This is a genomic window from Microbulbifer epialgicus, from assembly GCF_041447265.1.
Lineage (GTDB): Bacteria > Pseudomonadota > Gammaproteobacteria > Pseudomonadales > Cellvibrionaceae > Microbulbifer > Microbulbifer epialgicus.
Genome location: NZ_JBGMEK010000058.1, coordinates 16,867 through 28,590 on the forward strand (window position 1 = coordinate 16,867; position 11,724 = coordinate 28,590).

The window sequence follows — 11,724 nt, forward strand, 5'->3', positions numbered from 1 at the left end:
AAGATCGCTAATATTCCGGGCTGATTACCTGAAAGAGTTTTGGAGAAATTCGTGCGAGAGAGTGCGCAAGCGTTGGCGGAGGCGCCGAGTCAACTGTCATCACAACAATTAATAGGTGCCCTGGTCGAGCAAGGGCTGCTAACTGACCCCGCTTCTCCCCGCGGACGTTTACTGTTTGCTGCAGCGCGCCTGTTTGAGCAAAGGGGATTTGCCCGTACCACGGTGCGTGACCTGGCCGCGGAAGTTGGCATACTTTCTGGCAGTATTTTTCACCATTTTGCCAGTAAGGAGCAGATTCTCTGCGCGGTAATGAAAGAGGTCATCACCTTAGCCAGCGCGAGAATGCGTAGTGCTGCAGAGAATGCTGGCTGTCCGCAGGAGAAGTTGCGCGCCTGCATACAGTCTGAGCTTGAGGCTATCCACGAACAGGCGGTGCCAGGGTTCTCCATTTTAGTAACGGAGTGGCGTAGCTTGACTGAGGAGAGCCAGGAGGAAGTATTGCGGCTGCGCGAAGAATATGAGCAGATCTGGCTGGATGCAATTGTCGCGGCCAAATGCCCCGGCGGTGCGCCTGCTCTGGTACGGCGACTATTGGTGGGTGCCCTGAGTCATACTTATAGCTGGTTTAAGCCCCGAAACAGGGGGCTATCGATCCCTGATCTAACTGATCATATTTTCCAGATCTTTACTCCCTAATATTTGTAAACGGGTAAAGTGCCCTGAAAAACTGTGCACTTTGCCTCCTTTCCTGCCAATTTTGCAGTTTGGACCACTTTCCTGAGAACTGGTACCCACCCGATTTCCTTCGAATCTTTTACCCTGCGCGCAACAGGTGATGAAAGTGACAATTTGCGTCACAAGGTGACAGGAGGGGAGATGGCGGGCCAGGATTTATACCAGGTAGTTTCCACCGGAAGGACGCTTCACGCCAAGGGTTCAGACCAAGTAGTACGGGATGCGGCCAAGTTGTTTGCCATTCCTGAACCTCAGGCCCGCAGACTCCTGCTGAAAGGCTGGGTGATAAAGGACCAGCTTGCATCCTCCCAAGCCCTGGAGCTCCGTGCCGGCCTGCAAAAAATTGGCCTGCGTGTGGAGGTTTGCCCCGCGGGAAAATTCGATAACCAGCAGCTGATAGCCAGGATTAAAGTTGCCCAGCGGCACAAAGCCCGGGCGGCCAAGGGGGCACCTCCCAGTGACAGCAATAGTGCAGGTAGAAGCCATGAGAATCAGCCAAAGCGTGCTCCGGGTAAGAGAAGTGCCGCAACCAAGGTCGAGGCCACTGTAACGGCCAAAGCCTCAACGGGGGGGCAGCAGTTCATTGGTGATAGCAAGCCCCCCATCACATCCTTCTGGGGCAGGGCGCTAGTTGGCCTACTACCGGCTTTGGTTTTGCCAGTAATTTTTATGGGTGTGGCAGCCCTGTGTTTGTACGGAGCAGGCTACGCCCTCTGGCAGATCCCCATGGCTGCCTGGCAGGGAGAGTTAAGTGGGGGAGTTGTGGCGTTCAGCCTGTTGATGGCGGCTTGTTTCATTTTTCTTCTCTCCCTCTTTGTCTTTCCCTATCTATGGTTCCCGCGAAATGTGGGGCCCAAACCCAGTGAAATACCATTAAACCGTTCAGAGGGTCGGGAGCTTTTCCGACTGTTTGAGCAGCTTTCCGAAAAAACCGGACTGCCGCGAGTCCAGGAAGTCACGCTCAGTCCCGACGCCCAGGTTTTTACCGCACCCACATTTGCCCAAGTGATGCGTCAGGAATTACCGTTAAATGTGGGGCTCGCCAGTGTTGCGTCCCTGCGTGGCGGTGAGGGAATGGCGTTGGTGGCGCGGGGGCTTGGTCTCTACCAAGGGAAGTTGCACGGACTACTGGCTTGGCTGGTATTGGATGGTGTGTATCGCTTGGAGCGGATGCAATGGGCACTGGAAAATGAGCGAAGCGCACTGTGCACCAGTGGTGAGCCCAATCGCTTACAAAAACCTTTGCATCAACTATTGGTGGCCTGCGGGTATTTTCTGTTACCGCTGGTCGAACGACTGGAAGGACTGCATCGAACCCTGACCAAGGGAAGTGCCAAATACCTGGAATCCCGTGCTGACTTGTGGGCAGCAGATTTGATTGGTAGCGAGGCATTTGCCGCGTTTGCGGAAAGGTGGCACCGCCTGATCCACGCCGACTTAATCGTAGCCGAAACCGGGCGTGAAGCCGCCGCGTTGGGGCAGTGTTTTGAAAACATCCCCGCTGCCGTTGCCTGGATTTTGGATAACCTGGATGAGGAAACCTGTAAGGCCATTGAATTGGCGATGGGTCAAACCAGCGATCCCTGGGATGCCTGTGAGGCAGCGGACTTGAAGCGAGTGGACGCAGTCCAACAGCGGGGCTTGGATGCGCGGATTCGTCGGGCATTTTCCTTACAGGACCTGTTCACAGATTTTGCTCGGCAGGCTGCAAGCGTCAGCACCGCCGGCGCCGGGCCGGACTGCCAAGTGGTGGAAAATCGCCGACTGCTCTGTGCCAGTCGTGAAGTGGCTGAAGCAGTGCAAGTGTTGGATACTTATTTTAATCGGCTGCCGCCACACTCCTTTCTACCTCTGCGTCGCTCCACCTCTGAAGATATGCAAGGTATGGATCTACAGACCAGCATTGACTGGTTGCGAGGTAAGTTGGTTGAGTTAAGGGAGATGCGCGGGCGCAGTGAGGCGCTACGGCAGCACATGGCAGCCATGCAATTGGGTGTCGCCTTGATCAGGAACAAAGTGCGAATCAATCCACAAGATTACTCCCTGAAAAGTGCTAGCTTGGCCTCCGCCCAAGAGGCTGTAGCGGTGAAAAGGTCTGAGCTGGAGGAAACTGAAAAACAGTTACAACAGATTTATGCCGTCTTTTATCAGCGCCTGTGTCTGGCACTAGTGGCAATGCCTACAAAGGAGAGGCAGGAAGCGCGCAACCTACTGCGCCATTTGGCCGCGTACGAAGCCCTGGCAACTCATCTGGAGCGGTTGGCCGGCTATGGTCGTAGCCTCGCACTAATTGCCCAGTATCTGTCTCCGGGACTGGGTGAGCGGGAACTGGTGCAAAAATACCTGGCTCTGGCCGCGCGAGAGCTGGATGCAACCTTCGCTACGGTGGAGTCTTCCGACCTGTTAAAGGCTCAGGGGCTGGATAGTGCCCTTTGCATCAAGGCCAAACGAGAGCCTCTGCAACTGTTGCCACAACGGCATAAAGAGGCACTGGCTCTCGTGCAGGCGCTGGAGGCTCGCTGCAAATATGCGAGTTCAGTTATTTTGGAGCACTATCAAGTGAAGCTGGCAACCCTGCTGAATAGCTGCCTGGAGAGGGAGCAGCAGATGCAGTTGAACCCGTTGAGGCTACTGCGGACAGTTTAGCCTCCGGCAAGCTTTACCTTGTAGTTCTTGGACTCCAGCAGTGACTTGATCTCGGAGCGTTTATCGCCTTGGATTTCGATCACGCCGTCTTTCAATGCACCGCCGCAACCGCAGCGTTTTTTCAATTCAGCCAGCAACAGTTTTAACTCACCTTCAGTGCCCATAATGCCGCGGACACAGGTTACGCCTTTGCCTTTACGCCCTTTGGTTTCCCGCTGAATACGCACAATGCCGTCCCCGCTATAGCGTTTTTCCTCTGCGGGCTCTTCCTTGATACGACCGCGGTCAGTGGAGTAAACGAGGCGATTTTCCTTGGCCATGACTGAGAGCCTCCCGATAACTGATTGTACTTTGTGGTTGGGGCGCGATTGTGCACGAGGTATTAGTGAAGTCAAAGGACATTGTCCGGGTAAACCCTTGGAAAGTTGCCGCAACGGAAATTGGGGGCGACCAGCAGCCCCCTAACGGTTAAAATTTTGCCGAAAAATTGATAGCAGCTTGTAGTTGAGGTGATAAATGGCGTTGACTGGGCGTCGAAAACTGCTCAATGAGGTAATTTTTGGTACGGATACGCCCGCTGGGCGTAACTTTGATGTTTTTTTGATCTGGGCCATTCTGATCAGTGTGGGCTTGGTCCTGTTGGCCTCAATCAGTACCGTGGCTGATCGCTTTGGTCCGCTTCTGGTCGGTCTGGAATGGGTTTTCACCGGGCTTTTCACCGTTGAGTACATCGCGCGCATCTACTGTTCAGTCAACCGGCGCAAATATATTTTCAGTTTCTATGGAATTGTCGACTTATTGGCAATTCTGCCCAGTTACTTGGCGCTTCTCTACACTGGCGCGACCTACCTGCTGGTTATCCGCCTGCTCAGGGTGCTACGTATCTTCAGGGTTCTCAAGTTGGTGCGCTACTTGCGCGATGCCAATATCCTGCTGCGCGCCCTGGGTCTCGCCCGGCGAAAAATTATGGTGTTTTATTCCAGTGTACTTGTGATGTGTATCATCTTTGGCTCGCTGATGTTTGTGGTGGAAGGGCCCGATCATGGCTTCACTAGTATTCCCACTAGTGTTTATTGGGCCATCGTGACGATTACCACTGTGGGCTATGGGGATATCTCTCCGCAAACACCGCTAGGGCAGGCAATCGCTGCCATGACAATGTTGATTGGTTATTCTATCATCGCGGTGCCCACGGGGATTCTCACTGCGGAATTGGCCGGGGAAATGCACCGGGAACGCACCCAACTGGCTTGCCACAACTGTAGCCGTAGCGCTCACGACCCCGATGCCGAATACTGCAAGTTTTGCGGGCACCGCTTGGAGGATTCGGAGGAGCCACAGGAAATTTGATTCTTTGGGAGTTGCGCGGGGTGTCTGTTATCAAATCAGGTATCGCAGGTGCACCTACCCTGTAAGATCAGCAACTGCTGGCTTGCTAATACGAATTGGATAAAGAAACATCTGCTTGATGGTTTCTTAGGTAATTGTGATTTACCAGTCTCCGGGTACACGCACTGCGACTACATCTGCCTCGGCGCACAATCGGCCATCACTCCTCAAGCTGCACTGCAATACGGTTTTTTTAGGGCTGCGTTCGACGATTTTGGCTTCGAGGAATACCGGTATATCGATTGCGGCAGGAGCTAAGTATTTGATATCCAATTTGCCAGTAGCGTACCAGACCTTCTCTCCGGCACCAATATTGCGACCAGCTTGCAGATAGCCATCCGCAATAGCGGTGCAAATAGTGTGGCAGTCTATGACCGTGGCGATAATACCGCCGTTTAAATATTTTGCCGGGCCAGCATTATGAAAATCGCTCGGCCTGAATTCACAGCGAGTTTGACCCTGGCCACTCCAATAGCTTTTGATATGTAGGCCATGCTTGTTGTCTGGGCCGCAGCCAAAACAGTGATTGCCCGGAATCTGGTCTTGGATGGCGATTTCTTGAGTCATAACTATCCCTCGTTGTGGACGCGCCATACTACCGATTTGCGTCAGAGAGGGGAAGAAACTAACCTTGCGGACCTCCGAAAGAGTTTCCCCGAATTATCTGGACGTAAATAGATGGAAATATACGGCTTTTGTGCCCCGGGTTTTGAAGTACTTTACGATGCTTTTGCCAAGAATTTTCGCGAGTGCGGGGACACAGGCGCGGCCTTTGCTGTGCGCCAACACGGAGAGCTGATCTGCTCGTTGTGGGCGGGCAGTGCCGACCGGGATGCGGAACGCCCATTTACAGAGGGTACTCTGGCTAACGTGTTCTCTTGCAGTAAAGGCGTATTGGCGCTGCTGGTCATGCAGCAGGCAGCTGCGGGAAAGTTTGATCTGGATCGTCCTGTGGCAGAGTACTGGCCGGAATTTGCGGAGGGTAAGGAGTTTGTCACCGCACGCCAACTTTTATGTCATCGCAGCGGACTGGTTGCCTTCCGCGAGCGGATAAATGATAACTTGATATACGATTGGCAAGCAGCCTGTAATAAAGTTGCGGCTACCGAACCCTGGTGGGAGCCGGGCAGTCAACAGGGGTATGCGCCTTTCCTATTCGGGTGGAGTCTGGGCGGATTGATTGAGCGGGTTGCCGAAAAACCTCTATTGGAACTTTATCGGGAAAAGTTAGCCAAACCCCTCGATCTCGATGGTGGCTTTGGTGCAAACGACCATCAATCTCAGCGCATTGCTGATGTGAGTCCACTAAAACAACCACTTCCGGAGTTGCGTGAAAATGCGATTGGCCGCGCGATTAAAGAAGATCGCAAAGGCCCGGTTGCCATGGCATTCAGTAATCCGGTCAGCCTGATGATGGGGACCAATAGCCCGGAGTGGCGAGGTGCGCTGATTCCCGCTGCCAATGGTCATTTCAGCGCGCGGGATTTGGCAGCTATTTACGGTGACTTGGCGAAAGATGAACCCGATTCCCTGTCAAAAGAGTGGGTAAATAAATTCTCGCAGGAACAGAGTTGCGCGCGGGACAAAATACTGCAGGCAGAAGTGAGTTTTGGTTGTGGTTTTATTCGCAGCAGTAAAGCGGCGGACCTGCGTTTTGGTGGAAGCCAGGGTTTTGGCCACCCAGGTGCAGGCGGCAGCGTGGGCTTTGCCGATCCAGAGCGAGGCATAGGCTTAGGTTATATCACCACGCGGTTGGGGCAGAGCCTGTTTATGGACCGTCGCGCGGTTGGGCTGGTAGAAACGTTGTACGGGTTGCTGTGATGAGTGATGGAATTTCGAACCTAGTCGAACGTATTGATGAGTTGGAGAGCCGCCTTTCTTTCCAGGAAGATACTATCTCTCAATTAAATGATGTGATCGCACGGCAGGATGCTGAAATCCGGAAACTGGCTGCACTTATGCGTGAGTTGGGAGAAAAGTACGGAGCCTTAACCTTTGAAATGCAGGGCGGGGGTAAGCAGCAGGATGAAAAGCCTCCGCACTATTAGAAGACATTCGAATACTATCCTGCAGGTAGGCTTTGGCTGGTGAAGGCGCAAAAGCCTTGTAGTGGATAGTGGCGCCATTTGGTTATGGAATTAAGTACAAAAGCGTCTAAAAAAAGTTTGTCCTCTGGTGCTAGAGGTATTGACAAACTTTTCCACATGCGGGTGCCATGCTAATGGCGCCTTAAACCTTCCGATGCAGCTGGTACAAAATTTTTAAGGTTGGCTCTAACTTACTGTTTTTACAGGAAAAATTAAAAAGTTTAAAAAATGTGCAAAATGCTATAGGCAAGAGTTCGCGCCGCATTGCGCCGAGCTTTGCCTATTAATACACAAAGTTATCCACAGAACTTGTGGAGGAAAAGGGGGTTGACCACATATTTAGTCAGCGAGCTAGTACACGGGTACATCGCTGCACTAATTAGTGGGACGTAATGGGGACTGGTCAATAGAACTGAATACCCATTCATCGTAGCCTTCGCAAATATTCCATTGGGTTGATTCAGCCGCCGGTCAGCTAGCGTGCTGAATAATGTAGGGACTGTGCTAGAGCATTGTGCTCAGTGCGTCCCGATACCCGTTAATTAAAAGTGCGTTAGGAGAACCAATAATGAAACATTGGGTAGCAATTCTTGCAATGGGCTCACTGGTGGGCTGTTCCACCCTGGACCCTTACACCGGTGAGAGCAAAACCAGTAATGCCGCCAAGGGCGCGGGTATTGGTGCGGTTACCGGTGCCATTATCGGCGTGGCAACTGCGAGCAAGAAAGATCGGAAAAAAGGCGCCCTTACCGGTGCGCTGGGTGGCGCGGCGATTGGCGGGGGTGTCGGTTACTACATGGATCGCCAGGAAATGGCCTTGCGTCAGCGCCTGGAGGGCAGTGGTGTACGCGTTCAGCGTGAGGGCGATAATATTCGCCTGATCATGCCTGGTAACATTACCTTTGGAACCAACCGCGCCGACATTCGTTCGGACTTTTATGATACTTTGGAGTCTGTCACCTTGGTGTTGCAGGAATTTGATAAAACTGCAATCCGTGTAAGCGGGCATACCGATAGCACTGGCTCCGATGTCTACAACCAGTCTCTAAGTGAGCAGCGCGCTAATTCTGTAGCAAACTTCTTCGGCAACAGCGGCGTATCATCTGGCCGTGTACAGTCCGTTGGTTATGGTGAGCGCTATCCGCTGGCCAGTAACGATTCCGAAGCTGGCCGCCAAGCGAACCGCCGCGTAGAACTTGAGCTGCTGCCTCTCTAATAGCCCCCAAGCCCAACTGCCCTTTGTGTAGTAACCTTCAGTATCCAGGGCAATAGCCCTGGATACTGTATTTCTGTTTCTGACCCACCGCTCCAACTTACCTTTCCTATTATTTGTACTACTTTCTGGCTGGTTTGTTCGCCTTGCCTTATAGCTGGTTTTATGATTTAGGAGTCTCTTAAAGTCTGCAGAGATATTGCGGAATTACATCGGGTTCCTGAATTCTCATTTTTATTTGAGTGTAACCGGGAATTTGCCAGGTAAGGTGCAGTGTCCCATTTCAGCAACTTAACGTATCTTTTCTAGGTTTAATCTCATGGGGCCTATATGGGTTAGTCAAAGGCCTGATCAACGGATAAGATGGGCTTTTACCCATCGATCGATAACAATGAAACACATTCTACTGACAATCTTACTGTTCTCACTCCCGGTGCAAGCTGAGATTACTCTGGGGCAGCTACAAGTGCCCGAAGGCTTCGAGCTTAGCTACTTTGCTGAAGACGTAGAGACTGCTCGCCAACTTGCTCGTTCTGAATCGGGTACAGTGTTTTCTGGTTCTTTCAGTGCTAAAAAGGTGTATGCCTTCAAAGATACAAACAATGATGACAAGGCCGATAAACGCTGGTTGCTAATGGAAAACCTAAGAGCTCCTACTGGCATTGCCTATAAAGATGGTGACCTGTATGTAGCTGATATCAACAAAATTATTCGCTTTCCTGATATAGACGAAAATTTGGATAATCCTAAATCTGAAATTGTTTACGACCAATTCCCGACTGATAGGCATCATGGCTGGAAATTTCTGAGGTTTGACCAAAGCGGACGATTAATAGTTCCCGTTGGTGCCCCATGTAACATTTGTAATGCAGATGAAAATTATTCAAAGATATTTTCTTTGGATTTGGCCTCCAAGGAAAAAAAGGTAGTTGCTAATGGGGTGCGAAACTCTGTGGGTTTCGATTTCCATCCACAAACAAATGAATTATGGTTTACTGATAATGGCAGGGATATGATGGGTGATGATATCCCTCCCTGTGAGATAAACAAAGTAAGCTATCAGGGGGAACATTTTGGGTATCCTTACATACATGGTAAGGATATTGTCGATCCTGAATTTGGTCAGGGGAAAAAAGCCAGTGATTACTCCTCACCAGCATTAAACTTGGGAGCCCATGTGGCACCTTTAGGTATACACTTTTACCATGGTGATCAATTTCCTGAGGCCTACCAGCATCAACTTTTGGTTGCTGAGCACGGCTCTTGGAATCGAAGTAAAAAATCGGGCTACCGAGTAATGCTAGCCACAATCGAAGGTAATGATATTATCAATTATCAACCCATTGTCACCGGTTTTATGCAAAATGAAAAAACCTATGGCCGCCCGGTTGCCTTTTTAGAAATGCCTGACGGAAGTGTGTTAATCTCTGACGATTTCGCCCATAAGATCTATCGCTTAACTTATAGTGGTCACTAGGCTCATTTTCTAAAAATTGCATTATATAAATAACTAAGCAGTCTAGTTTGATGGACAGACTGCTTTCTTTACTCATCTCCGTAAATGGCAATTAACTTCTAGTTATTGTTGTGTTAATGGCTTTTGGTCCCAGTTCTGCCTGACGAAGTACAGGCGAGATTGATATTGCCCTGATCTATTTAGAGAATATCAATTTCCCAAATAGAGTAACCGTAGGGGGTGCTGCGCTCAGTGCAGTCCACTTTCAGGTAGCGGTAGCTGCTCTCTACGGTGATCAAATCGATACGCTCACCGGCATTCATCCCAGAGAAGGACTGGATACTGGTCCAGTTGTTGCCATCAGCACTGCCCAGCAAAGTGTATGCGGCGGCATTGGCGGTCTCCCAGTCGATGCGGACTGAATCAATAGCCTGTTGCTGGCCCAGATCATAAATCAGGCTGACATCGTCAAGGCCGTGAACACTTTCCCTGCGGGTATTATTATCCCCATCAATTGCCAGTTTGGCACTTTGCAGTTCTGAGGTGGCGGAGATGCTTGACTCTAGTTCTTTGCTTCCTTTGAGATTCAGTTCCCAAATGGAATAGCCATAGACGGTGCTGCGCTCGGTAAAGTACAGGCGTAGATAACGATAGTTGCCACTGAGTGTGTGTTGATCGGTTCTCTCGCCGGCACTACCACCGCTGAAGCTGACCAGTGTGGTCCAGGCGGTAGTGTCGTTGCTGCCTTGCACCATATAGGCTGAGGCATTTGCATGTTCCCAGTCGATTGAGAGGATGTTCAGCGCTTCAGCTTCGCCCAGGTCCAATAGAACCCAGACGGAATCGCCGCCGTGGGCACTTTCCCAGCGGGTACTGCTGTTAGCGTCAATAGCATTTGAGATGGATTGGATTTCATTACTGGCGGTGACCGTAGCTTGGGCGATCAGATCCAGGTCATCGGTATCGTTATCACTATTGTCGCGCCCAGAGAGGTAGATATTGTCGATTTCGATATTGCTGATTTCTCCGTTCACGCCGAGTAGCTCGAACAACTGGATTACGTTCGACATATCTACTTCATCGCTAAAGTCACTGAGAGGGATTGAGATCTGATGCCATTTGCCGTCGCGGGCAAAACCATAGGGGTCGGCACCGTTGGTGAAGTCGATCCATTTTTGCTCAACATTGTCGATGCTGCCGCTCTTCATGCCAATCTGGAAGTTGGTGCCTGAGCTCGACTTAAGAGCGAAATTGAGGGTTGCGGAATCGTTGTCGAAAGCCGATAGGTCGTAGTAGCTGTCTGCGGTAAAGGACATGCCGAACCAGCCGGCACCGGCGGAGGTGTAGGATAGAGATTTGGACCCTTCAAATGGAGAAGAGGTAGTCTCCAACAGGGTTCCTTCCCAAATATATAGGTTGCCGTCGGTGCCCAGTTCGAAAGTAGAATTAGCTTCGACGGTCTCACTGTATAGGGAGAAAGTGCCGGTTGGCGCCATTTTGTCAAGGCTCTCACTGAAATAGACATCGTCAATGGAGAGCGTAAAAGCTTCTACTGGCGCATCTCCGCGCAGCATAAATACTTGGCTGATGGTGTGGAAGTCCACTCCAAATTTACTCAGCGGGATGCTGACCATGTGCCATTGGCCATCCCATCCCATTCCAATCCAAAAGTATCGCCGTTTGGGCTGAGCTTAACCCAGGATTCGCCGCCATTGGTACTGGCGAGGCCAACCTCAAAACCCTGTGCACCGGTGCTCCTCATGCGGAAGTTGAGGTGACCATTTTGATAATTCATCAGGTTCAGGTCGTGGTGCATCCATACCCCCATACCGAACCAGTCGCCACTGGCCACTTCGAACACCAGCAAATCGCTGTTGTCGAGGTCTTCCATATTGTTCCATACATAGAGTTCGGTATCAGTGCCGAAGCGGAGGGATTCAGAGATTTCGCTGCCTTCACCGATTACACCTAGGTTGCCGCTCTTTGCGGTATCGGCGGCTAGTGTAAGTTCGGTACTATAGCTAGTCGACCCTGAAAAAAGTCTCCAGACCTTGTGGCACTAGGATTACGTGGATATATGACATAGCCATTTCGACCAGTTTTCGCTATTCTGATCCAAATTTCTGGTCGAAATACTCAAGGATAATGATGCTCACGGACACCGATCAGTACCAACAAACCAGCTTTTTTGGCACCGA

General features: G+C 51.0%; 11 protein-coding genes. 7 read left to right on the top strand and 4 right to left on the bottom strand.

Annotated elements, in window-relative coordinates; genetic code table 11:
* The first annotated feature begins 51 nt into the window (after window positions 1-51).
* Both ACCI49_RS18310 and ACCI49_RS18315 read left to right on the top strand, forming a co-directional pair.
* Window positions 52-696 (top strand): TetR/AcrR family transcriptional regulator, encoded by a 645-nt coding sequence (locus ACCI49_RS18310; protein ID WP_371840602.1) that lies wholly within the window; start codon window positions 52-54, stop codon window positions 694-696.
* A 33-nt stretch (window positions 697-729) separates the two neighbouring features.
* Window positions 730-3,381 (top strand): M48 family metalloprotease, encoded by a 2,652-nt coding sequence (locus ACCI49_RS18315; RefSeq protein ID WP_371840603.1) that lies wholly within the window; start codon window positions 730-732, stop codon window positions 3,379-3,381.
* Here ACCI49_RS18315 and yciH read toward each other — a convergent pair.
* The gene (gene yciH, locus ACCI49_RS18320) at window positions 3,378-3,701 is read right to left on the bottom strand and encodes a stress response translation initiation inhibitor YciH (protein ID WP_371840604.1); all 324 of its coding nucleotides are present in this window, start codon (window positions 3,699-3,701) and stop codon (window positions 3,378-3,380) included. The genes ACCI49_RS18315 and yciH overlap by 4 nt on opposite strands.
* A 196-nt stretch (window positions 3,702-3,897) precedes the next feature.
* On the opposite strand from yciH, the gene ACCI49_RS18325 reads away from it, so the two are divergent.
* On the top strand, window positions 3,898-4,731 hold the full coding sequence (locus ACCI49_RS18325; RefSeq protein WP_371840605.1) for an ion transporter: 834 nt from the start codon (window positions 3,898-3,900) through the stop codon (window positions 4,729-4,731).
* Window positions 4,732-4,872: 141 nt separating this feature from the next.
* On the opposite strand, the gene ACCI49_RS18330 is transcribed toward ACCI49_RS18325, so the two are convergent.
* Window positions 4,873-5,337, bottom strand: coding sequence for a PaaI family thioesterase (locus ACCI49_RS18330; protein ID WP_371840606.1), 465 nt, complete (start codon window positions 5,335-5,337; stop codon window positions 4,873-4,875).
* Window positions 5,338-5,448: 111 nt separating this feature from the next.
* On the opposite strand from ACCI49_RS18330, the gene ACCI49_RS18335 reads away from it, so the two are divergent.
* The 4 genes from ACCI49_RS18335 to ACCI49_RS18350 all read left to right on the top strand — a co-directional run bounded on the left by ACCI49_RS18335 (window position 5,449) and on the right by ACCI49_RS18350 (window position 9,547).
* On the top strand, window positions 5,449-6,591 hold the full coding sequence (locus tag ACCI49_RS18335) for a serine hydrolase domain-containing protein (protein WP_371840607.1): 1,143 nt from the start codon (window positions 5,449-5,451) through the stop codon (window positions 6,589-6,591).
* Window positions 6,591-6,818 (top strand): SlyX family protein, encoded by a 228-nt coding sequence (locus tag ACCI49_RS18340; protein WP_371840608.1) that lies wholly within the window; start codon window positions 6,591-6,593, stop codon window positions 6,816-6,818. The genes ACCI49_RS18335 and ACCI49_RS18340 overlap by 1 nt, the downstream gene beginning before the upstream one ends.
* Before the next feature lie 607 nt (window positions 6,819-7,425).
* Window positions 7,426-8,073 (top strand): YiaD family glycine zipper/OmpA-like lipoprotein, encoded by a 648-nt coding sequence (locus ACCI49_RS18345; protein WP_371840609.1) that lies wholly within the window; start codon window positions 7,426-7,428, stop codon window positions 8,071-8,073.
* Between the two features lie 463 nt (window positions 8,074-8,536).
* Window positions 8,537-9,547 carry a PQQ-dependent sugar dehydrogenase gene (locus tag ACCI49_RS18350; RefSeq protein WP_371840610.1) on the top strand — a complete coding sequence of 337 codons (1,011 nt, stop codon included), beginning with the start codon at window positions 8,537-8,539 and terminating at the stop codon, window positions 9,545-9,547.
* Between the two features lie 179 nt (window positions 9,548-9,726).
* Here the strand turns inward: ACCI49_RS18350 and ACCI49_RS18355 are convergent, their stop codons facing one another.
* Window positions 9,727-11,184 (bottom strand): discoidin domain-containing protein, encoded by a 1,458-nt coding sequence (locus tag ACCI49_RS18355; RefSeq protein WP_371840611.1) that lies wholly within the window; start codon window positions 11,182-11,184, stop codon window positions 9,727-9,729.
* Entirely contained in the window at window positions 11,142-11,417 is a 276-nt protein-coding gene (locus tag ACCI49_RS18360; RefSeq protein ID WP_371840613.1) for a hypothetical protein, read from the bottom strand. Before ACCI49_RS18360 ends, ACCI49_RS18355 begins: the two co-directional genes overlap by 43 nt.
* Window positions 11,418-11,724 lie beyond the last annotated feature (307 nt).

Excerpts from the sequence above, each read along its gene's own strand:
- yciH (WP_371840604.1), bottom strand. The coding sequence starts at position 3,701 with ATGGCCAAGGAAAATCGCCTCGTTTACTCCACTGACCGCGGTCGTATC.
- ACCI49_RS18325 (WP_371840605.1), top strand. The coding sequence starts at position 3,898 with ATGGCGTTGACTGGGCGTCGAAAACTGCTCAATGAGGTAATTTTTGGT.
- ACCI49_RS18330 (WP_371840606.1), bottom strand. The coding sequence starts at position 5,337 with ATGACTCAAGAAATCGCCATCCAAGACCAGATTCCGGGCAATCACTGT.
- ACCI49_RS18335 (WP_371840607.1), top strand. The coding sequence starts at position 5,449 with ATGGAAATATACGGCTTTTGTGCCCCGGGTTTTGAAGTACTTTACGAT.
- ACCI49_RS18340 (WP_371840608.1), top strand. The coding sequence starts at position 6,591 with ATGAGTGATGGAATTTCGAACCTAGTCGAACGTATTGATGAGTTGGAG.
- ACCI49_RS18345 (WP_371840609.1), top strand. The coding sequence starts at position 7,426 with ATGAAACATTGGGTAGCAATTCTTGCAATGGGCTCACTGGTGGGCTGT.
- ACCI49_RS18355 (WP_371840611.1), bottom strand. The coding sequence starts at position 11,184 with ATGGGATGGGATGGCCAATGGCACATGGTCAGCATCCCGCTGAGTAAA.
- ACCI49_RS18360 (WP_371840613.1), bottom strand. The coding sequence starts at position 11,417 with ATGGAAGACCTCGACAACAGCGATTTGCTGGTGTTCGAAGTGGCCAGT.